Origin of the sequence: Andreesenia angusta, assembly GCF_001855385.1 — a bacterium.
In the GTDB taxonomy this organism is placed as follows: Bacteria; Bacillota; Clostridia; order Tissierellales; family Gottschalkiaceae; genus Andreesenia; species Andreesenia angusta.
Window position 1 is genome coordinate 16,852 of the sequence record NZ_MKIE01000003.1, and the last position, 22,416, is coordinate 39,267.

Sequence of the window (22,416 nt, forward strand, 5' to 3'; positions counted from 1 at the left end):
TTTATAATTATTAATACAGGAGGATGAGATTGATGAATCAGAATGCGAAAATAGTGTTGAGAAAGAAAGTTGATAGGGTTATAAAATCTCTGAATTCAAATAACATAAGTGGATATTTTGCTGAAAATAGGACTGAAGCCATAGGTATAGTTGAGAGGATTGTGGCTGAAGGGAGCACTGTTGCATCAGGCGGATCGGTAACTCTAGATGAAGTAGGAATGATAGACCACCTGAGATCGGGAAGGTATGTTTTTTTAGATAGATATGCAGAAGGGCTTACAGAAGCTGAGGTAAAGTCAATATACAGAGGAGCATTCTCTGCGGACGCCTACTTTACAGGACTGAATGCAATAACAGAGTCTGGGGAAATATACAATGTAGACGGGAACGGAAACAGGGTTGCCGCCATCATATACGGTCCAGACAAAGTGGTGTTTGTAGCTGGAGTGAACAAGATAGTCAAGGACTTCGATGAAGCCATAGAGAGAAACAAGAGAACAGCCGCTCCTCCAAACACAATAAGGCTGAAAAAGAAGACTCCTTGTGTAAAACTTGGATACTGCGTGGACTGTAGAAGTGAAGACAGGATTTGCAACAAGTACAGTTTGATAAAGCGAGAGAGAGAGCAGGGCAGAATGCACGTCATATTGATAGATGAGCAGCTTGGTTACTAGACAATCAAATATATACAGAGGATAGTTTCAATTTTGGACAAATAAAACTTGACCTCTAGAGGCTCAGGTGGTAAAATTTTTTCAAGTAGGAACTATCTTTAATCTGGTCCAGAGAGGCTAGAAAGGTATAAATAGAATCTTATCTTTTATTTAAGGTAATATGCCTTTCTGTGCCCGTGCCCAGGAAGGCTTTTTTTATACAAAAAAAGTCTTTGTAAACAACAAAAAAACTGGCGGGGTGATGATGTAATGAATGGAATTATTTATTTAGAAGACGGAACAGTCTATTTCGGAAAAGGATTTGGAGCTTGTGGTACAACTGTAGGGGAGCTTGTGTTTAACACAGCTATGATAGGATACCAAGAAGTGCTTGAAGATCCATCGAATGCAGGACTGATAGTGAACATGACTTATCCATGGATAGGAAACTATGGGATAAGAGAAGGAAAGGACTCAAAAGTGCATACTAAAGGACTTATAGCAAAGTATGTAAACGGGAACCCATCCAACCACAAGTCTATAAAGAATCTTGAAGAGTACATGGTGGAGAAGGGAATAGTTGGAGTTTCAGGAGTCGACACTAGAGCTATAACTAAGAAGATAAGAAGATCGGGAACATTGAAATGTGTAATAACGAACGAAGAGCATTCGGTTGCAGAGCTTGAAAAAAGAGTTAAAGAAGCCGAGTTTAAGACTGACTTCGTTTCAGAGTGCAGCGTAGAGGCTGTAGAGAAGATAGCTGGAAGCGAGCTTAACTTAGGAATACTGGACCTAGGAGATAAAGACAATATAGTCAAAGCTCTAGGCCAGAAGGGATATGGAGTGACTGTATTCCCATATAACTCGAGCATAGAGACTATAAAAGCAGAGAATATAGATGGAATGATCATAAGTGGAGGGCCAGGATCGGCTGAAAGTATTTCAGAGATATCGGGTACGGTTAAGGAAATAGCCCAAAGCTACCCTACTTTTGGAATAGCGCTTGGACATCAGTTGCTAGCCAAGTCATTCGGGGCTCAGGTAGACAAGATGAGCTACGGACACAGAGGCGGAAATCATGCCGTGTACGACTTCGGAAGAGAAAGAGCATATATAGTACCTCAAAACCACGGCTACGTTGTGAACAAGGAGAGCTTGGCAAATACAGAGCTTGAAATTACACACGAAAACCTAAACGACAATACAGTAGAAGGACTTAAGCACTCAAGCTTGAAGATTCAATCAATACAGTTTGAACTTGAAATGGAGTCAGACTTGGAGAACACTTCGTATCTGCTAAATGATTTCATAGACACTGTGAAGGAGGGAAAATAATGCCACTAAATAAAGAGCTAAAGACGGTTATGATAATAGGATCAGGTCCAATAGTAATAGGACAGGCGGCGGAATTCGACTACTCGGGAACTCAGGCCTGTAAGTCCATAAAAGAAGAGGGCATAAGAACGATCCTTATAAACAGCAACCCGGCCACTATAATGACGGACATGAATGTGGCTGACAAGGTGTATATAGAGCCTATAACTATAGACACTGTAGAGAAGATAATAGCTAAAGAGAGACCAGACGGACTGCTAGCTGGGTTCGGAGGTCAGACAGCACTTAACCTTGCTATGGATCTCAATGAAGCTGGAATACTTGAGAAGTACGGGGTGAAGCTACTAGGAGTTAAGCCTGACACTATAAAGAAAGCTGAAGACAGAGAGACTTTCAAGAATCTTATGATAGAGATAAATGAGCCAGTAGCTGAGAGTATAATAGCTACCAAGATAGAGGAATGCAAGGCGTTCGTGGCTAAAAACGGATACCCAGTTATAATTAGACCGGCATTCACGCTTGGAGGAACAGGTGGTGGAGTGGCACACGACGACGAGGAGTTAGTAGAGATCTGTAACTCAGGTTTCAGCAACAGCCCTATAGGACAGATACTCCTAGAGCAGAGCGTTGCAGGATGGAAAGAGATAGAGTTCGAGGTTATGAGAGATGCAAAGGGCAACTCTATGGTTATATGCAGCATGGAGAACGTGGACCCGGTTGGAGTTCATACAGGGGACAGTATAGTTGTGGCTCCGGCTCAGACGCTTGGAACAGAAGAGTATGCAATGCTTAGAACTTCGGCACTGAAGATACTTGAAAACCTGGATCTAGAAGGTGGATGTAACGTACAGTATGCGCTTGACACTGATACAGACAAGTACGTCGTAATAGAGGTAAACCCAAGGGTTAGCCGTTCTTCGGCGCTGGCGTCTAAGGCGGCAGGATACCCTATAGCCAAGATAGCATCTAAGATAGCCATAGGCTATACGCTTGACGAACTCAAGAACTATGTGACTAAGACTTCAAGTGCGCTTTTTGAGCCTTCGATAGACTACGTGGTTATAAAGTTCCCTAAATGGGCTTTCGACAAGTTTGCAGAAGCTGCAAGAAAGCTAGGAACTCAGATGAAGGCCACAGGAGAGGTAATGTCTATAGGTAGAAGCTTTGAAAACGCGATGATGAAGGCACTTACTTCTCTTGAGAGCAAGGCAGAGGGAATGAGACTTGGAAGCCTTGTGGGTATGTCTAAAGAAGAAGTGCTTGAAAAGATAAACAGATGCGACGACGAGAGAATGTTCGCCATAGCTCAGGCCATAAGAATGGGAATACCTGCTGAAAAGATAAACGAAGACACTAAGATAGACATGCTCTTCCTGAACGGAATAGCCAATATTGTGAACATGGAGAACAGACTGTCTAGCGAAGAGCTTACAAAAGAGCTTATATTTGAAGCCAAGGACATGGGCTTTGCAGACAAGGATATAAGCATACTGAGTGGTATAGATACAGACAAAGTAACCGACCTAAGAAAAGAGTACGGAATAACACCTGTCTACAAGATGGTTGACACTTGTGGTGGAGAGTTTGACGCACAGACTCCTTACTACTACTCTTCTTACGACACGGAAAACGAAAATGTGGTTTCAGACGAGGAGAGCATAATAGTTCTAGGTTCTGGACCGATAAGAATAGGTCAAGGTGTGGAGTTCGACTACTGCTGCGTTCACGGAGTTTGGGCTATAAAAGAGGCTGGATATCAGTCGATAATCATAAACAACAACCCTGAGACTGTAAGTACAGACTTCGACACTTCAGACAAGCTTTTCTTCGAGTCGCTTTATATAGAGGACGTAATGAATATAATAGAGCAGGAGAAGCCTAAAGGAGTAGTTGTACAGTTCGGTGGACAGACTTCTATAAACCTAGCTCAAAAGCTAAGTGAAAGAGGCATAAACATACTTGGAACTTCATACGACTCTATAGACCTGGCTGAGAACAGAGAGAAGTTCGGAAAGCTTCTAAGCGAGCTTGAAATACCTTCACCAGCTGGTGGCGGAGTTACAAACCTAGAGGAAGCCTTCGAGATAGTTGAGAAGCTGAAGTACCCTGTAATAGTTAGACCTTCTTATGTAATTGGAGGAAGAGCTATGCAGGTTGTGTATGACGACGAAATACTGAGAGCTTACATGACTGAAGCTGTTACAGCGTCTAAGACACGCCCAGTGCTTATAGACAAGTACGTAAAGGGAACAGAGATAGAGGTAGACGCAATATGCGACGGAGAAGACATACTGATACCGGGCATAATGGAGCATGTAGAGAGAACAGGAGTTCACTCAGGAGACAGTATAACTGTGTACCCTACTATGACTCTAAGCGACGAAGTCAAGGCCAAGCTTGTGGAGTACACTAAGAAAATGGCTGTGGCTCTGAATACAAAGGGACTTATAAACGTGCAGTATGTATATGACGGAGAGGATATCTACGTAATAGAGGTAAACCCTAGAGCGTCTAGAACAGTGCCTATACTGAGCAAGGTGACTGGAGTTCCTATGGTCAAGATAGCTGTAGACATAATGCTAGGCAAGAAGCTTTCAGAGATGGAGTACGGAATTGGCCTTATGGAAGAGAAAAAGTTCAACGCCGTTAAGATACCTGTATTCTCTACAGAGAAGCTAGGAGATGTAGATATATACCTAGGGCCTGAGATGAAGTCTACAGGAGAGGTACTAGGTCTAGACGAGGACCTTGACAAGGCTGTCTACAAGGCTTTCAAGGCTACGAAAGTTCAGATGCCTATGTCTGGCGGAATGTATGTATCTATAAAAGACGTAGACAAATCGGACTCTATAGATATAATCAAGAGCTATGTGGAGATGGGCTTCAACCTCTACGGCTCTATGGGAACTTACCAGTTCCTAAAAGAGAACGGAATAAAGTGCGAGCCTATAGAGACTGCCGAGATAACTGAGAAGATGGCAAGTGGAGATATAAAGCTCATCATAAACACACCTACTAAGGGAAATGACAAGAGAAGAAAAGGGTTCAAGCTTAGAAGAAAAGCTGCTGAGCACAGAATACCGCTTTTCACAAGTATAGACACAGCAAAGCTCTTCTTGACTGCGCTGAATGTGAAGAAGAACGAAGACGAAGTAGAGTACAAAGAACTAAAGCACTACTTCAGCTAAAAAAAGGCCAGGCGAAAAGCCTGGCCTTCTGTATTTTTACTTGATTATATGAGAGCAACTGTGATATATATTAAAGAGGTATTTTAAAATAAATATGGGAGTGAATAGAGTATGGATATGGAGTTTTACAAGATAGGGGAAATAGAAGAAAGCAAGCTAGAAGTCATGATAATAGGTATAGAGTACAACAACGAGCTTATATTTGACAAAGTTGAAGATATAGAGGGTTGGAAGCTTCCGGAGCCAAACAAGAATTCAGAAGAATGCCCCATGGAAGCGGCAGTTAAGGTCATAACAGAAGAGATTGGGGCTGTCAGCTTTACGCTCAAGCAGATAGAGGATTTCTGCGTCAAAGAGGACGGGAAAGAGACATACGGAAGGCTTTTCTATGCTAAAGTAGAGAGATTTGACTCGAGCCTAGACTCTGAGATAGAGCTCAGATATTTCTTGGTCCATCCAGAGATATACGAGAAGCTAGCTGAGATGAAAGGCGTTATATAGGAAGAAAAAGGTACGCTGTAGCAATATGGCGTACCTTTTTTGGTATATAATATAAGCAAGAAAAAGGAGGTGAATTTATGGGAAATATATTAGTCGTGGAGGATAATGAAACAATAGCCAACGGACTGGTAAATATAATTAGATCGATAAACGATGGATTAAATGTAAAGACAACAGGGTATGCCGAAGAGGCAATTAGATATGCAGGTGAAGTCAAATGGGACGTGTTTTTACTGGATATTCAGCTAAAAGATTATTCGGGAATTGAGCTTGCAAAGAAACTCAGGGAGGTTGAAAAATACAAGTTGACTCCTATCGTATTCATAACGTCTATTCCAAATGAAGAATTAAATGCATTTAGAAAAATACACTGCTATGATTATATAATCAAGCCGTTTAAAGAAGCAGTGGTCAAAGAAACACTGAAAACTATAATAGAATATGGAATTAGAGAAATTCAAGCTGACGATGTGATTAAGATAAAGAAAAAGTTTTATTCAAATATGATAAAGCAGAAGGAAATAATCTATATAGAGGCTAGGCTTAAGGATTTAGAAATAGTTACAGTTAAAGAAAGGCTTAATGTAAAAGACTATAGCCTAAAGAAGCTTTTTGAAGAGCTGAACGGGGATTTTTTGCAATGTCATAGAAGTTATGTTTTAAATAAGTCCTATTTAGAGCATATAGACCATATAAAAAATGAAATAAAGCTGAGAGAATTAGAACAGGCTATACCGATAGGCAGAACATATAAGAAGCGTTTAATGGAGGATATATCGTGGGAATAGCTCAAATAGGAATTTTAACTGTATTTGATATCGTTATAATGATTATTCTGACTAAGAAGTTACTAAATGTAGAAAGATTGGATAGATTGAAAGTTATACTAATTACTATATCGCTTGTAATTGTGTCTATGATGGCAAGATACTTTCTATATAGTTATAGTTTGATTTTAGGGATTCCAGCTTATGTAATCGCAATATACTTTTTATATAAGCGGAGTTTGAGAGATACTATTTGCTCTTGTTTTTTTAGCTATATAGCCATGATGGTGTTGGAGTTCTTGGGTATAAGTATCGTCAAATATGGGGTTGGAACAGTTGGGTTTGACTTTAAGACGGGAATAATATCACAGAGTCTAGGGCTTGTTCTTGCAACTTTGCTATATTTGACAATTCCATTGAATATTATTATAGAACATATCAAGCGTAAGAAAATTCATAGCTATATATTGGCAAATACAGCTTTGGTATTGATGTCTTTTGCATTGTATTGGAATTTGAATATTCAAGGGTTTTTAAAGGATATAATCATTTTATCCACATTATCTTTAGGAATAGTTTTCTTGAATTTTATTCTATTAAGGCGGGAGATTCGAAGTGAATTGGAAAGACAGAAACTGAATGAATATGACAATTACTTTTCCATAATAAATGAACTTATAGAGGATATTCGGTCAAAACAACATGAATTTGACAACCATATCCAAGCTATAAGAATGATAAGATTTACAAATAAAAACTATGAAAGTTTGACTAATGAAATGGACAGCTATATGGGGGAAATAGAAGAGAGCAATGACTTAGGTGATTTGATAAAGTTGAACAATAAGATATTGGCGGGATTTTTATATAAAAACAAGAAAATGGCAAAAACCTTGGGGATTGAATTTGAAATCATAGTAGAAGACTATAACTTTAGAACTGCCCTCAAAAATTATGAGCTTATTGAGCTGACAGGAAACTTAGTCAAGAACGCCTTTGAAACAGGGATATCTGATAATCATATCTTATTTTCTCTTAAAGAAAATGCTATCGAGGTGAAAAACAAGCATTCATATATTGATGATAGTCATATTGAAAAGATATTTGAAGTAGGATATTCTACAAAAGCCAAATCGGGTAGAGGCTATGGAATGAAAAATATCGTTCAAATCCTAGACAGATATAGTGGAGAGATAGAGGTTTATAATGAGATGCTTTTTGATGAAAATTATTTTGTGGTAAAACTGCTATTTTGAACTTCTGATTTCAATTCTTCAGGACATTCAGGTTCACCCCAAAAGCCCAAACAAGCGGTATAGTTAAGTGAATTAGGAGCAAAGGAAATTAAAAAATTACAGATGATTTTAAGTAGTTTTTTCATAGACAAAGACCCCTTTCGATATTAAAATTTGCAGAGAATATAAAGAAATAATATATATTGAATTTAGAAAGTATAGATTATCCTTTATCAAAAATATGCTAAAAAATGAAATAAAGCAATGAATATAGAGATGATTTTGAACTGTAGGCATTTTTCACGACTATACTTAGGTCTATTTTCACCAATTACAGGAGCTAGACCATAAATCACAGATATTGAAAATATAAAAAGTACAATCGCTAAATTTTGACTTATGGTGAAGTTGTTTTTTAAAAAAATTTCGATTCCAAAGAATGTTCCAGTAAATGCTAGACAGGCTTTGTAGCTTTTAAAATGCATTCCACCCGAAAAAGTTCGCATTGGAAGTAATACTACAAAAGAACATATATAGTCTAAAAAAACTCCAAATATTGCGAATGAAAGCGATAAAATCAAAAACTTTGAGATATCACCTAGTAAGACTTCCAAAGAGTATTTCAGCTTTATAGACTCTATATGAGACAATTCAAATTTATTTGTAAAGTATTTTGCTAAACAATTAATAAAAACCATAGAATACCCCTACCCCTATTATCTAATATGTAGGATATCATAAATGGATAATAATATTATATAAATAGAATAAAAAGCGCTTGAAATGGAATGAATGAAATACTAAATTTCTATTCATTCTATTTCAAATACCGTTCATTCCAATGATATTGAATATTGATTTTTAAAAGGGTAGTATGTGGCTGTAAAGAAAATTTAAAAATATTGGGAGGTATTACTGGAATGAAAAGACTGATTAAAGGAACTATAATGAGTTTAGCATTGACCTTGGGGATAGGAACAGCAGCATTTGCAGCAATAGCTTATGTTGAAGGCGGAGTATGGGACTATGGGACAACTTCTACTAAAGTATACTCAGACTATTATCATCAAAGTAAAGAACATACAGCTTCTGTAAGCGCAGGAGGAAAAATTGTTAGGAGTGGGAATGTAAGCAAAGGACAGTGGGCAAAAGCAAGTATGAGTAAGAGTTGGTATCAAACCGGATATGCATATTATAATGTGAAGTAAGAACAACATAGGTTAAAGGGGCTTCGAAGTAAGTCCCTTTAATAAAATCAGTCAAAAAAGAGGGGAGAAAATATGAAAAAAATATGGATGATGCTGTTTGCAATAGGGCTGACATTTACAGCTATATTCAGTGTATTTCTGTTTTCCAATAGAGAAGAATACAGTCAGGGTTATTTAGACAAGTATAATAGACATATGATAACAGTAAATCACTCTGATAGTTCCGAAGTGGTAGAAGTAGTGTTGAAGAGATTAAATGAGATTGCGATTGAAAATAAGGTGAACTTATATAGAAAATTAGAGTTTTATGATGAAAAATCAAAATACAACAATGATATATATGTTGCAATCAGCGACGAAAGCAAGGTGAAAAAGACATTATACATAGGCGAAAATGAAAACTTAAAGGGCGATTTTAATTTAGATAGAAATGATATAAAGGATTTTAATAATTTAAAGGTAGTCGTAAGACCGTTTATGGAATCAAAGGACGAGGGGCTGATGGGAAATTACTTCGTTCAGAGCGATGATGAAAGTGCGATAAAAGCTGTACTAGAGGAGTTTAGAAATTTAGGTTTAGAATACAACACCATAGAGTTTCCCCCTTTGCTCTTTAATTTGGGCTATACCATAAGTCAAACTGGAATAACTCCACTTATAATATCCTTGGGAATATTTCTATTGAGCTTTGTATTTATCTCACTATATGAGATATCGTTGAGATTTAAGGAAATTTCAATATATAAGCTTCAAGGATATAGACTATTTAAGGTATTTGGAATATTTATTACAGAAAAGCTTGTTTATATTGCCGGCTTAAACTTAATAGCTATCGTAGGATTGGGTATTTATGATACTATCTCCAAGAATGGAAATCGACTAGTTGCTTTCCTACTGTTTTCATTAGTAGTATTAGCAATATATACTGTGGCTATATTATTTATATATGGGGTTAGCTTTCTGATAGCTAGAACTATAGTGATAAAGGATATGATAAAGGGAAATAAGCCCTTGAAACTCATCGGAAATGTAAGCTATTTTGGGAAATATAGTTTCAATATGATATTGATAGTGTTGGTATTTTTACTGATAAGCAAAGTTGGGGAGACCAGCGAAAAGTACAAGGCGCTCAATGAATTTGAAAAGTATAAGCGCTTTTCTGTTACTAGGGCGCTTACTATTTTTGATGAAAGTAAGGAGAAAGAAGTCGATAAAAAACTTGAAAAATTCTATGAGATTCAGGCTGAAAAGACCTTCTTCTTACAAGCTAGCGATTATTTTATTAAAGATGAAGCATTTGATAGAGATGCTAAAGCTATGAATTTGATTGCTAAAGTAGAAAAAGTCAATTATCCAATAGTAACAGTTTCACCAAGTTATTTTAAATATGAAAACGTGGCTGGAGTAAATTTAAGTAAACTACAGTCCGATTCAGAGTATAAGCTAAAGGTGCTATTGCCAGAAAATAATGCATACGACAGAGAGGAATTAAAGCAGAAAATAATAGCGACTTATATAGCGGACAAGCTGGGCTTTTCTACAATTGAAGAAAGCAAATCGATGGAAGCTAAGGTCGAGGTTGAGTTTATGGAATATAAAGGACATAAACAGTTTTTATTTGAGCATGATAATTTCTTTGGGAAAGAGCAGTATGGAGAAAATCCAATTTATGTGCTTTACTCTCCAAAGAATATTTCGGGACAGTATGCGGCTATGCTCTACTCAAATGGAAGGGTTTTTATGGACTTGGGAGAAAACAGTAACTATAAATCTATTAGAGATGAGGTCAAGGGTAGCGGACTCGAAGAGAATTTGACAGATGGAACAAATGTATATAGATATGTAGCCGCCTATATAAATAATTACGAGAAAGAAGAGCGAATATATAGGGGAGTAATAGCTGTGGTGGCTGTGGTTTGGATGTTGATCAATGCATTCTCTAGTATAACCTATCTTGAAGGTAGCAAAAAGCTTATAATTATAAAGAAACTTCATGGCTATAATTTCTTGGAAAGACATAAGGGGATAACAGCTATATATACTGGGATAGCGGCACTTGTAACCGCTGGAGTTCTCGCGATTTATGGATCTAAGCATATGGGGTTGACTCTGGGTATACTGGTGTTTGACTTCACAATTTCGCTGATACTCTTGAAATTGTTTGAGAATAGAGAGATAGTAAAAACCATGAAGGGGGCTTAGGAGATGATAAGAATAGATAATATAACTAAAAGCTATGGAGAGAAAATACTGTTTTCAGATTTTTCGGAGGAAATAAAACAAAGTGAAATCTGTGCCATTATGGGGGAGAGTGGAAGTGGAAAGACAACGCTTTTAAATATAATAGGGAGTTTGGATAGTCCAGACAGCGGAAAGTTATTTATAGACGGTGAGGAAGTAAATCCTAAGAAGAATCAAAAATTACTAAGATACGAGCTTTCATTCTTATTTCAAAACTATGGGCTTATAGATGAACTGACGGTTAAAAAGAACTTACAGATTGCATTAAAATATGCCGAACTCGGGAAAAAGAGAGAATCCGAAATAGAGAAAGCCTTGGAACAGGTTGGATTGAAAGACAAGTTAAATGATAGGATATATACTTTGAGTGGAGGAGAACAACAGAGGGTGGCATTGGCAAGAACGATGCTAAAGCCAAATAAAATAATCTTAGCAGATGAGCCTACAGGATCCTTAGATGAAGCGAATAGGGATATGGTGCTTAAAAATTTACAAGCCCAAAGAGAAGAGGGAAAGACAATACTTATAGTCACGCATGATGCCCATGTGGCGAAAAGCTGTGACCGAATTATATATTTTAATAGAAAAAAACAGTAAATCAAAAGCCCATGCCAATTACGCATGGGCTGATTTTATTTTGAAAGCACTTTTTTCAGTGCATCTATAAAGGCACTGTTTTGCTCTGGAGTTCCAATTGAAACCCTTAGCCAGTCTTTGAGTATAGGCCTTATGATGACTCCTAGCTTTTGAAGTGCTACAAATATCTCGTTAGAGTCTCTCTTTAGAGTGAAGAATATATGGTTCGCCTCTGAAGGGACATACTCCACTCCTAACTTTTCGAACTCATCGTATATATACTTCTTTCCCTCTGCGTTCATGTCGTATACTCTCTTTAAGAACTCCTCGTCTTTAATTGACGCTATTGCAGCCGCCTGAGCTATAGAGTTCACATTGAAAGGGCCTCTAACCTTGTTTATGTTCTCTATTATGCTCTCTGAGGCGAAGGAATACCCAACTCTGAGGGCGGCAAGTCCGTATGCCTTTGAAAAAGTCTTCATGACTATCATGTTCTCGTACTCCGAAAGGTACTTCAGACTGTCTTTAGGGTACTCATCTGACTCCACATACTCGCTGTAGGCTTCGTCGTAGACTACTACTATGTCCTTGGGAACTCGCTTTAGGAAATCTGAAAGTTCCGAGTCTGTGAATATAGTCCCTGTAGGGTTGTTTGGGTTGCAAAGCCATATCAGTTTAGTCTTCTCTGTGATGGCTTCAAGCATAGACTCTAGGTCGTACTTCCAGTCTTTGAGCGGAATTACAACAGGCACTCCGCCCATAACTCTAGTCGTGTCTATATACCTTACGAAGGTCACATCTGACATTATTATCTCGTCGCCGCTCTCTATAAACACCTTAGAAAGTATGTCTATCATCTCGTCGGACCCGCTGCTAACCGCTATGCTTGAGACTGGTATTTTGAATTTTTCGGATATGACGGACTTTAGCTCTGTGCAGTTTCCATCAGGGTAGATCTCTAGCGAATCCAAAGCAGCTTCTATGGCAGCTTTGCAATTAGGCGAGTAGCCTAGAGGATTTTCGTTGGAAGCTAGCTTGACTACTTCACTTAAGTTGTACTCTCTCTGTACGTCTGCTATTGGTCTTCCAGGTTTGTACGGAACTATTTCGGCTATTTCATTTCTGAATTTTATCAATAAAAAAACCCCTTTCTGCTGTGAATTTATAGCTTAATTATAACATAGAATTAATATCTCAAAGCTAAATAAAGCATTGAAAAATAGAAAAATAGGTGTTAGAATCAAAAAAAGAACAAGGTAAGTCAAAGTCAGAAAAGGGTGTGTGCTATGTCTAAACTGAGCAATATAATAGAGGATTTCATAAAGGATATGCTTAAGAGTACAGAAGCGGGAGCTGTGGAGATAAAGCGAAACGAGCTGGCTCAAAAGTTCGAATGCGCTCCATCTCAGATAAACTATGTCTTGACGACGAGATTTACTACAGACAAGGGATACTATATAGAGAGCCGAAGAGGCGGAGGCGGCTATATAAAGATAGTGAAAATAAATATAAATGATGATAGTAGGATTAAAAATTTGGTATTAAATATAATAGGGAGTTCATTGACTGTGAACAAGTCTAGAGATATAGTCAAAGAGTTCCTAAGTGAAGGTGTAGTGAACGACAGAGAGTACAAGCTCATGAATGCGGCGTTATCTTCAAGATTGCTGCAGAGTCTGGACTCTGGGAATGAAATAAGAGCAGATATAATGAAAAATATGCTCTTGGCTTTAGTCGAGAGGAGCTGATAGTTTGAAATGCGATAAATGCGGAAAAAACGAAGCCAATATACACATGAAAAACATATTCAACGGAAACGTTGTAGAGTACCATATATGCGAAGACTGCGCCAAAGACAGCGGTATAATTGGGGAGCAGGGCGGTATTTTCATAGACTCGATACTGAAAGGGTTTATGGGAGACTCCGAAGCAGCTGGCGACAAAACCGAAGAGCAGAAGAGATGTCCGAGCTGCAATATGCGCTACGAAGATTTCAAGAGCAAGGGAAGGCTGGGGTGCGACAACTGCTATCAGGCTTTCAGGGAAGAGCTAAGGCCTATGCTTGAAAAGATGAACAAGTCCAGCCGCCATATAGGAAAAGTTCCCTCGAGGCTAGAAGGGGACGTAGCGAAAAAAATCAGCATGGACAGGCTGAAAAAAGAGATGGAAGAGGCCGTGAAATCAGAGGATTTTGAAAGCGCCGCAGATATAAGAGACAAAATAAAAAAGCTTCAAGGATAGATGCAGGGGGTGGTAAAGTGGAAAGAGATATAGCTATAAGCAGCAGAGTCAGAGTGGCCAGAAATATAAAGGGAAGGCTTTTTCCGGCCAGCATGAGCAGAGAAGAAGGGCTGGAAGTTAGAACGCTGGTGAAAGCGGCAATCGGAGATGAATTCAGATTTGAATACAGCGACATAGACGATCTTAAGAATATAGACAGGACTATCTTGGTGGAAAAGCGCCTCATAAGCAAAGAGCTTCTGAAGAGGCCCGAGATATCGTCATTCCTTGTAGACAGACAGGAAAACACAACTATTATGGTGAATGAAGAAGACCAGATAAGAATTCAGAGCATCTCAGGAGGGCTTGATCTAGACAGCGCATGGGAGAAATGCAACAGAGTAGATGATATCTTAGAGGCGAAGCTAGAATATGCATTTGACGAGGAGTTTGGATACTTGACTTCATGTCCAAGCAACACCGGCACAGGACTCAGGGCATCTGTAATGGTCCACTTGCCTATACTTGTGGGGAATGGGCTTGTAAGCGCCATAATGCATTCAGTTGGAAGAGCCGGGATAACTATAAGGGGAATCTACGGAGAGGGAAGCAAGGCTGTGGGAAATTTGTTTCAGATCTCCAACCAAACCACACTTGGAGAGACGGAGCAGGAGTCGATAGAGAAGCTTAGGAACATAGTCTCCCAGATAATAGACAGAGAAACTCAGGCAAGAGAGATACTTTGCAAGAGCAGCAGAGTGGAGCTAGAAGACAGGGTGTACAGGTCACTTGGGACGCTTACAAACGCCAGGATAATAACGACTGACGAGGCCATGAGAAAGCTTTCAGACATAAGGCTTGGAGTGGATTTAGGAATACTAAAGCTGGACTTAGATAGAATAGACAGACTTACGATGGAGATTCAGCCGGGAAGCGTACAGAAGAAGATAGGAGACGAAGTCTCAGAGTATAGACGAGATATAAAAAGAGCCGAACTGCTGAGAGCGGAGCTCATTTAAAGAAGGGGGAAGGTATATGAACTTATTCGGGAAGTTTACAGAGAGCGGTCAAAGAGCCATATACTTAGCTCAGGAAGCTGCAAAAGAGCTAAGGCATGGGCAGGCCGGAACAGAGCATCTGCTCTTAGGGCTTGTACAGAGCGAAGGTGGTCTGGCTTCGGAAATACTAGAGGAATACGGGATAGACTACGAAGATGTCAGGGACTTTGTGCTCAACATGATAGGGTACGGAATGGTGGAGGAGCTGAAGGGCTTTACGCCGAGGAGCAAGAAGGTGTTCGAGCTAAGCATAGAGGAGGCTAGAAAGCTGGGCCAAAACTATGTGGGAGCGGAGCATCTGCTCTTGGGACTCATAGAAGAAGGTGAAGGTGTTGCGGCTGTTATACTCAGCAATCTGCTGGACGTTGGGCTGGACACTTTCGCAGAGGATATAATAAGAAGGATAAACGGAGAAGAGGGCGACTACCTTTCGGATGAAAGCGCGCTCGACAAATACGGAAGGGATATAACAGCCATGGCCAAAGACGGGAAGATAGACCCCGTGATAGGCAGAAGCAAGGAGATAGAGAGGGTTATACAGGTGCTCTCAAGAAGGACCAAGAACAACCCCTGCCTTATAGGAGAGCCAGGGGTAGGCAAGACGGCTATAGCGGAAGGGCTTGCCCAGAAGATAATATCTGGGGAAGTGCCGGACACGCTTAAAAACAAGAAGCTTGTATCGCTTGACCTTTCGTCCATGATAGCTGGAACCAAGTACAGGGGAGATTTTGAAGAGCGCATAAAGCAGGTGATAGAGGAAGTCGGGAGCAAGCAAGACGTTATACTCTTCATAGACGAGATCCACATGATGGTCGGAGCGGGAGCTTCTGAGGGCTCTATGGATGCGGCGAACATCCTAAAGCCTGTGCTGGCAAAAGGAGATCTTCAGACTATAGGGGCTACTACGATAGACGAGTACAGAAAGTATATAGAGAAAGACTCGGCTCTGGAGAGAAGGTTCCAGCCAGTCAAGGTGGAAGAGCCTGACGAGAAAGACGCGATAGATATTTTGAAGGGACTAAGAGATAGATATGAAGCCCATCACAGGGTGAAGATAACAGACGAGGCTATAGAGGCCGCAGTAGAGCTCTCGACCAGGTATATAGCCGACAGGTATCTGCCAGACAAGGCCATAGACTTGATAGACGAAGCCTCTTCAAGAGTCAGGCTGAAGACGGCCACTCCGCCAGACGAGATAAACAGTCTTGAGTCGAAGCTAGAAGAGCTTTGCAAAGAGAAGGAAGAAGCTGTGAACAACCAGAATTTTGAAAGGGCGGCCAAGATAAGGGATGAAGAGCACGCCATAAAGAGCGAGCTCAAAGATAAGCGGGAAGACTGGAGCAGGCAGAAGCAGTCCAAGAGCAAGGAGGTACTGTACGAAGATATAGCCGATGTGGTCTCGCTTTGGACAGGGATACCTGTGAAGAAGCTTTCGGTCGAGGAGTCGGAGAAGCTCCTGAACCTAGAGGATACGCTTCACAAGAAGGTGATAGGTCAGGACCAAGCTGTAAAATCCCTTTCTGCCGCTGTGAGAAGGGCCAGAGTTGGGCTTAAAGACCCCAAGAAGCCTATAGGGACTTTTATATTTGTAGGGCCTACAGGTGTTGGAAAGACGTATCTTGCGAAGTCGCTTGCTGAGTCGCTCTTTGGAGACGAAAAAGCCATGATAAGGCTGGACATGTCTGAGTATATGGAGAAGCACTCGGTCTCCAGGCTTGTGGGATCTCCTCCTGGCTACGTGGGGTACGAAGAAGGCGGACAGCTTACTGAAGCCGTGAGAAGGAGGCCTTACTCTGTAGTGCTCTTAGATGAAATAGAGAAGGCCCACCACGATGTGTTCAACATACTGCTCCAGCTTCTAGACGATGGAAGGCTTACAGACTCGAAGGGAAGGGTTGTGGACTTCAAGAACACCGTGATAATAATGACTTCAAACGTGGGGGCTCAGAGCGTAAAGAAGAGCTCCATGGGATTTGGAGTTTCAAAACAGGACTCTAGCAGAGAAGAGGAGCTTAAAGCAGCCGAAGCGAATATAAACTCAGAGCTTAAAAAGCTTTTCAGGCCGGAGTTTCTAAACAGGATAGACGAAACTGTAGTCTTCCATCCGCTAAGCCAGGAAGAGATATCCGAGGTCGTGGAGATAATGATAAACGAGCTTTCTGAGAAGCTTAAAGCCATGAAGATAGACGTAGAGGTGAGCGAGAAAGCCAAGAAGCATATAGGTGAGAAAGGCTACGACGCGGACTTCGGAGCTAGACCTCTAGAGAGGACCATAAAGACGCTTGTGGAAAACAGGCTGTCGGAGGAGATACTGAGAGGAAACATATCCTCAGGAGACAGGATTGTCATAGATTACAGGGAATCTGAAATAGTTTTCGAGAAAATATAGAAGGGGCCTTCCGGCCTCTTCTTTCAATTGAAAAACTTCCCTTTTTCCTCTATAATCTAGATAGAGAGTACAGGAGGGTTGAAATGGCTAAAAACAAAAACATATTTGTGTGCCAGGAATGCGGATACGAGTCCGCCAAGTGGATGGGAAGGTGTTCATCTTGTGGGGAATGGAACACCTTTGTAGAGGAAGTGGTGGAAAAGAAGGCAAGGCAGTTTGCAAGAAGCGGAGACAGCGGGGGAAAAGCAGAGAAGCTAGACGAGCTTACGTTCGAGGTGGAGAGCAGGATATCGAGCGGGCTTGATGAGCTGGACAGAGTCCTAGGCGGAGGAATAGTGAGAGGTGGAATGGTGCTCTTCGGGGGAGATCCTGGAATAGGAAAGTCCACGCTTTTGATTCAAATAGCCGGGATAATGTCGGACAGAAGTATAAAAGTGCTCTATGTATCAGGAGAAGAATCTGCAAAGCAGATAAAGCTCAGAGCCGATAGACTTAGTATAGGCGGAGAAAACCTCTATGTGCTTGCCGAGACAGACTTAAGCGTCATAAACGAAATAGTCGCCGAAGTAAAGCCAGACGTATTGGTGATAGATTCAATCCAGACTGTGTACAGCCCAAATGTGGAGTCTGCCCCGGGCAGCGTAAGCCAGGTAAGAGAGACAACGTCTGGGCTTATGAAGATAGCCAAGAAGGGGGAGATAGCCACGCTTATAGTAGGACACGTGACAAAAGAGGGAGCTATAGCGGGGCCGAGGGTACTAGAGCATATGGTGGACACCGTGCTCTACTTTGAAGGCGAGAGGCACAACACCTATAGGGTGCTCAGAAGCGTGAAGAACAGATTTGGCTCCACAAATGAGATAGGCATTTTCGAGATGAAAGAAGAGGGGCTGGTAGAAGTGCTGAATCCCTCGGAAGTCCTGATTGCTTCAAGGCCCAGCAATACGGAGGGAAGCATGATAGTCCCTAGTGTAGAGGGCAGCAGACCAATGCTTGCTGAGATACAGGCGCTTGTAAGCCATACGCCGTTCGGGATGCCGAGACGTGTGGTGACTGGGCTTGACTACAACAGGGTAATACTTATGATAGCTGTGCTTGAAAAAAAAGCGGGTATACACCTTGAATCATCAGACATATATGTGAATATAGTCGGAGGGATAAGCTTAAAGGAGCCAGCCATGGACCTAGCCATAATAGCTGCCATAGTCTCAAGTTTCAAAGAGGAAAGCATAAATCCTAAGCTTGTGGCTGTGGGAGAAGTGGGTCTCACAGGGGAAGTCAGAAGCGTCGGCTCTATAGACAAAAGGGTGAAAGAAGCCGAAAAGATGGGATTTGAGAAGATAGTTGTTCCAAGGGCAAATCTAAAGGGGCTGGAACAGCAGCGCGGAATCGAAGTCATAGGGGTTTCAAACGTGGTGGAAGCCCTGAATATAGTAATGGGAGGTTAGAGATGAAAGAAGAGTTGATTAAAAGAGAGAAAATGCTCGAATCGCTTAAGCTGGTAGCTCCAGGGACATTGCTCAGGGAAGGGCTAGACAATATTGTAAGAGCTAGGACGGGAGCACTAATAGTTGCAAGCGACAACGAGGAAGTTATGAACATAGTAGACGGGGGATTCAATATAAACAGCGACTTCATACCTTCGAATCTATACGAGCTTGCAAAGATGGACGGGGCCATAGTGTTGAGCGAAGATTTGAAGAAAATACTTGTGGCAAATGCCCAGCTAGTGCCGGATGCAGGCATAACTTCCAGGGAGACTGGCACAAGGCATAGAACGGCTGAACGTGTTGCTAGGCAGACTGGAAAACTGGTCATATGCATATCGCAGAGAAGAAATGTAATAACTCTCTACAAGGGGAACCAGAAGTATGTGCTGAAAGATGTCAACGAGATTCTGAACAAGGCGAATCAGGCGATACAGACGCTTGAGAAGTACAAGGTGGTCTTGAACCAAGCTGTGGAGAAACTGAGCGCCCTTGAGTTTGAAAACTCAGTAACGGTGTTCGAGGTTGCCAAGGTGATACAGCGAACAGACATGATGATGAGAGTAGTCTACGAGATAGAGAAGTATATACTAGAGCTAGGGGACGAAGGCCGACTGGTCCAGATGCAGCTTGAAGAGCTGAAGGGCGATGCAGAGGAAGATGGAATCAACGTAGTCAGAGACTACTATGTTCCGTCAAGCAGAAAGGACAAGGACGGATATGTAGAGGCCAAGAAAAAGCTGTCTAGGCTTTCTTCCGATGAACTGCTTGACCTTGAAAACATATCTAAGCTGCTAGGCTATGGAGACGGGATATCGGCACTCGACCTAGAGACATCTCCTAGAGGGTACAGGATTCTAAGCAAAATCCCAAGACTTCCATACTCGGTGCAGGAAAACACTATAGCTATGTTCGGCACGCTTCAAGAGATACTGAAGGCGAGCATAGAGGAGCTGGATACGGTAGAGGGTATAGGTGAAGTCAGGGCCAAGATGATAAAAGAAGGACTCAGAAGGCTAAGGGAATATACGTCGCTAGAGAGACACATATAAAAAAACAGTTGAAAAAAAAGAGACTCTGTGATAGAATAAAAAATTTTGACAACTAATAAGCGATACGCTATAATCTAATTGGTAGTTTAAATTAGGGGAGGGACCGCTATGTTTGATATAGGGGACAAAATCGTTTATCCTATGCATGGTGCAGGAACCATAGTATCGATAGAAGAAAAAGAGATATTGGGGGAGAAGAGAAGGTATTACACTATGAAAATGCCTATAGGCGATATGAAGGTGATGATACCCGTAGACTGTGTTGAGGAAATAGGAGTCAGAGGGATAATAAGCAATTCCGATATGGAAGAAGTGCTGGAAATACTATCGGGAGAAAAGAGCCAGATGTCTCAAAACTGGAACAAGAGGTATAGGAACAACATGGACAAGATAAAGAGCGGGGATATATGCGAAGTAGCTGGAGTTGTCAGAAACCTATCTCTTATGGACAGAGAAAAGGGACTCTCCACTGGAGAGAGAAAGATGCTCAACAATGCAAAGCAGATACTCTTAAGCGAAATAGCGCTAGTCAAAAATATGAACAAAGAAGAGGCAGAAAACTTAGTCGCCGAGTCGCTCTGCTAAGGCAGAGGACTTCAGATAAAGTATAGGGCTTTAAGGTTTACAAGCAGGGGGTGAATGCATGGTGGAAAGATTTTTTCAGAAGATGGTAAAAGTGCTGATAGTGCTTATCGGAGCCGGAATTGGAGCGGGAATAGTAGCGGTTGTGGATAGCTTGAATTTACTAGGGGACTCTATTTCAGAGAGGAACCTAGCTTATCTGTATGTTGCAGCAGGAGTTTTATTCGGACTTATATTTTTCTTTTTATCCAAGGTGATAATTTCTACACTCTACAAGATTTCTACAGAGATGGAAAAGAGGTTTCAAAACATACCTACGACAGATGTGGTGCTGGGAGCTATAGGCCTTGTAGTTGGATTTGTTATAGCTTTTCTGCTAAGCGGAATACTTACGAGGATACCGTATGTGGGACTTACTCTTTCTCTTATAGCATATATAATATTTGGGTACTTTGGTCTCAGAATACTCACCAAGAAGAGGGATGACTTCGGAGGGGCGTTTGAAAGGCTTAAAAACCCGGCAAAAGAAAGAGGTCAGAAGTCTGACAAGTCGGGCTCAAAGCCCAAAATACTGGACACTTCTGTCATAATAGACGGCAGGATATTTGACATAGCCAAGGCGGGCTTTATAGAGGGACCCGTAGTCATACCAGAGTTTGTGCTAAAGGAGCTTCAGTATATAGCAGACTCCGCAGATTCTCTAAAGAGGGCGAAGGGGAGAAGAGGCCTGGACGTATTAAACAAGATACAGAAAGAGCTGGACATAGAGGTAATAGTCACAGACAAGGACTTTGAAGAAGTGTCCGAGGTGGATCTAAAGCTTCTAAGGCTTGCTCAGGCGTTGAACGGGAAAGTGGTGACAAACGACTACAACCTAAACAAAGTGGCTGAAGTCCACGGAGTGGCGGTGCTGAACATAAACGAGCTCTCGAACGCTGTAAAGCCTATAGCTATACCTGGCGAAGAGATGCATGTGCACGTCATAAAAGTGGGGAAAGAGTCTGGTCAGGGAATAGCCTACCTAGACGATGGAACTATGATAGTCGTGGAAGGTGGAAAGTCGCTTGTAGGCAAGAAGATAGACGTTGTGGTGACGAGTGTGATACAGACACCGGCTGGAAGGATGATATTCGGAAAGCCAAAGGAACTGCTTTTAAAAGAAGGAAACTAAGAAAAGTGCTGCTTTTAGGGAAATCCCTAAGGACAGCACTTTAATTTTAAGGAGATGATAGTGTGATTTCAGCAATAGTGCTAGCAGGAGGAGCTGGAAAGAGGATGAACTCGGATGTGAGCAAACAGTATATGGAGCTTGCAGGAAAGCCTGTGCTACATCATTCGATAGCTGCCTTTGACAGCCACGACGAGATAGGAGAGATAGTGGTGGTCATAAGGAAAGGAGAAGAAGAGCTCTTTGAAAGAGAGATATTCTCAAAACAGCAGTTTAGAAAAAACATAAAGATAGTCAGGGGAGGCGACGAAAGAAGCGACTCTGTGAGAAACGGGATTTCTATTTTAGACTCCAAGTCGGAGATGGTACTGGTGCACGATGGGGCGAGGCCTTTTCTAGACAAGAGCATAATAGACCATAATATATCAGGCTGTAGAACGTACGGAGCCTGCGTGACTGCTGTGCCGTCTAAAGACACTGTCAAGATAGTGAGCAGCTCTGGCGAGATTGTGGAAACGCCTGACAGGAACACTGTGTTCTTGGCTCAAACTCCACAGACTTTCAAAACAGAGATAGTAGCAGAGGCCCTTAAAAGTGTGCAAGAAGAAGGACTAGCCATAACAGACGATAGTATGGCAGTGGAGTCGCTGGGAGTGAAAGTTCAGATTGTAGAGGGGTCTTATGAAAATATAAAGCTGACGACGCCGGAGGACATGGCTGTCGGAGAGATAATAGCTAGAAAGAGAGGGTGTTAGC

Annotated in this window: 21 protein-coding genes; 18 read left to right on the forward strand and 3 right to left on the reverse strand. The window is 41.3% G+C overall.

The features are described 5' to 3' along the window. Positions 1–32: 32 nt before the first annotated feature. The 6 genes from EUAN_RS04540 (at position 33) to EUAN_RS04565 (ending at position 7,700) form a co-directional block, all read left to right on the forward strand. Positions 33–674 carry a lactate utilization protein gene (locus EUAN_RS04540; RefSeq protein WP_071062185.1) on the forward strand — a complete coding sequence of 214 codons (642 nt, stop codon included), beginning with the start codon at positions 33–35 and terminating at the stop codon, positions 672–674. A 249-nt stretch (positions 675–923) separates the two neighbouring features. Continuing rightward, positions 924–1,988: a glutamine-hydrolyzing carbamoyl-phosphate synthase small subunit gene (gene carA, locus EUAN_RS04545; protein WP_071062187.1), complete on the forward strand. Its 1,065-nt coding sequence runs from the start codon at positions 924–926 to the stop codon at positions 1,986–1,988. Then, the gene (carB, locus tag EUAN_RS04550; RefSeq protein ID WP_071062189.1) at positions 1,988–5,176 is read left to right on the forward strand and encodes a carbamoyl-phosphate synthase (glutamine-hydrolyzing) large subunit; all 3,189 of its coding nucleotides are present in this window, start codon (positions 1,988–1,990) and stop codon (positions 5,174–5,176) included. The genes carA and carB overlap by 1 nt, the downstream gene beginning before the upstream one ends. A 111-nt stretch (positions 5,177–5,287) precedes the next feature. Next, entirely contained in the window at positions 5,288–5,677 is a 390-nt protein-coding gene (locus EUAN_RS04555) for an NUDIX hydrolase (RefSeq protein WP_071062190.1), read from the forward strand. 77 nt (positions 5,678–5,754) lie between these two features. Continuing rightward, a complete protein-coding gene (locus EUAN_RS04560) occupies positions 5,755–6,465 on the forward strand; it encodes a LytR/AlgR family response regulator transcription factor (protein WP_071062192.1) in 711 nt (236 codons plus the stop codon). Beyond that, positions 6,456–7,700: a sensor histidine kinase gene (locus tag EUAN_RS04565; RefSeq protein ID WP_071062194.1), complete on the forward strand. Its 1,245-nt coding sequence runs from the start codon at positions 6,456–6,458 to the stop codon at positions 7,698–7,700. The genes EUAN_RS04560 and EUAN_RS04565 overlap by 10 nt, the downstream gene beginning before the upstream one ends. Here the strand turns inward: EUAN_RS04565 and EUAN_RS13050 are convergent. Then, positions 7,673–7,825, reverse strand: a complete 153-nt coding sequence (locus EUAN_RS13050) for a cyclic lactone autoinducer peptide (protein WP_084655724.1) — start codon at positions 7,823–7,825, stop codon at positions 7,673–7,675. The two genes, EUAN_RS04565 and EUAN_RS13050, sit on opposite strands and share 28 nt — an antisense overlap. An 87-nt stretch (positions 7,826–7,912) precedes the next feature. Then, entirely contained in the window at positions 7,913–8,377 is a 465-nt protein-coding gene (locus tag EUAN_RS04570; RefSeq protein WP_071062196.1) for an accessory gene regulator B family protein, read from the reverse strand. 222 nt (positions 8,378–8,599) lie between these two features. Here EUAN_RS04570 and EUAN_RS04575 point away from each other — a divergent pair, with 222 nt between their 5' ends. From EUAN_RS04575 to EUAN_RS04585, 3 genes are all read left to right on the forward strand, one after another. Next, positions 8,600–8,887, forward strand: coding sequence for a lactococcin 972 family bacteriocin (locus tag EUAN_RS04575; RefSeq protein ID WP_071062198.1), 288 nt, complete (start codon positions 8,600–8,602; stop codon positions 8,885–8,887). 72 nt (positions 8,888–8,959) lie between these two features. Beyond that, a complete protein-coding gene (locus EUAN_RS04580) occupies positions 8,960–11,089 on the forward strand; it encodes a DUF1430 domain-containing protein (RefSeq protein ID WP_071062200.1) in 2,130 nt (709 codons plus the stop codon). Between the two features lie 3 nt (positions 11,090–11,092). Further along, complete coding sequence (locus tag EUAN_RS04585) at positions 11,093–11,725, forward strand: putative bacteriocin export ABC transporter (RefSeq protein WP_071062202.1); 633 nt, start codon at positions 11,093–11,095, stop codon at positions 11,723–11,725. A 35-nt stretch (positions 11,726–11,760) separates the two neighbouring features. On the opposite strand, the gene hisC is transcribed toward EUAN_RS04585, so the two are convergent. Further along, positions 11,761–12,840: a histidinol-phosphate transaminase gene (gene hisC, locus EUAN_RS04590; protein ID WP_071062203.1), complete on the reverse strand. Its 1,080-nt coding sequence runs from the start codon at positions 12,838–12,840 to the stop codon at positions 11,761–11,763. 150 nt (positions 12,841–12,990) lie between these two features. Here hisC and EUAN_RS04595 point away from each other — a divergent pair, with 150 nt between their 5' ends. The 9 genes from EUAN_RS04595 (at position 12,991) to ispD (ending at position 22,415) form a co-directional block, all read left to right on the forward strand. Beyond that, on the forward strand, positions 12,991–13,452 hold the full coding sequence (locus EUAN_RS04595; protein ID WP_071062205.1) for a CtsR family transcriptional regulator: 462 nt from the start codon (positions 12,991–12,993) through the stop codon (positions 13,450–13,452). Between the two features lie 4 nt (positions 13,453–13,456). Next, positions 13,457–13,945: a UvrB/UvrC motif-containing protein gene (locus EUAN_RS04600; protein ID WP_071062207.1), complete on the forward strand. Its 489-nt coding sequence runs from the start codon at positions 13,457–13,459 to the stop codon at positions 13,943–13,945. Positions 13,946–13,962: 17 nt separating this feature from the next. Further along, positions 13,963–14,943 carry a protein arginine kinase gene (locus EUAN_RS04605; protein WP_245674442.1) on the forward strand — a complete coding sequence of 327 codons (981 nt, stop codon included), beginning with the start codon at positions 13,963–13,965 and terminating at the stop codon, positions 14,941–14,943. A gap of 16 nt (positions 14,944–14,959) precedes the next feature. Then, positions 14,960–17,371: an ATP-dependent Clp protease ATP-binding subunit gene (locus tag EUAN_RS04610; RefSeq protein ID WP_071062210.1), complete on the forward strand. Its 2,412-nt coding sequence runs from the start codon at positions 14,960–14,962 to the stop codon at positions 17,369–17,371. Positions 17,372–17,454: 83 nt separating this feature from the next. Next, complete coding sequence (gene radA / locus EUAN_RS04615; RefSeq protein ID WP_071062212.1) at positions 17,455–18,819, forward strand: DNA repair protein RadA; 1,365 nt, start codon at positions 17,455–17,457, stop codon at positions 18,817–18,819. 2 nt (positions 18,820–18,821) lie between these two features. Further along, on the forward strand, positions 18,822–19,910 hold the full coding sequence (disA, locus tag EUAN_RS04620; protein ID WP_071062214.1) for a DNA integrity scanning diadenylate cyclase DisA: 1,089 nt from the start codon (positions 18,822–18,824) through the stop codon (positions 19,908–19,910). Between the two features lie 108 nt (positions 19,911–20,018). Continuing rightward, positions 20,019–20,495 (forward strand): CarD family transcriptional regulator, encoded by a 477-nt coding sequence (locus EUAN_RS04625; protein ID WP_071062216.1) that lies wholly within the window; start codon positions 20,019–20,021, stop codon positions 20,493–20,495. 58 nt (positions 20,496–20,553) lie between these two features. Next, the gene (locus tag EUAN_RS04630) at positions 20,554–21,663 is read left to right on the forward strand and encodes a PIN/TRAM domain-containing protein (protein WP_071062217.1); all 1,110 of its coding nucleotides are present in this window, start codon (positions 20,554–20,556) and stop codon (positions 21,661–21,663) included. Between the two features lie 62 nt (positions 21,664–21,725). Then, positions 21,726–22,415: a 2-C-methyl-D-erythritol 4-phosphate cytidylyltransferase gene (ispD, locus tag EUAN_RS04635; RefSeq protein WP_071062219.1), complete on the forward strand. Its 690-nt coding sequence runs from the start codon at positions 21,726–21,728 to the stop codon at positions 22,413–22,415. Position 22,416 lies beyond the last annotated feature (1 nt).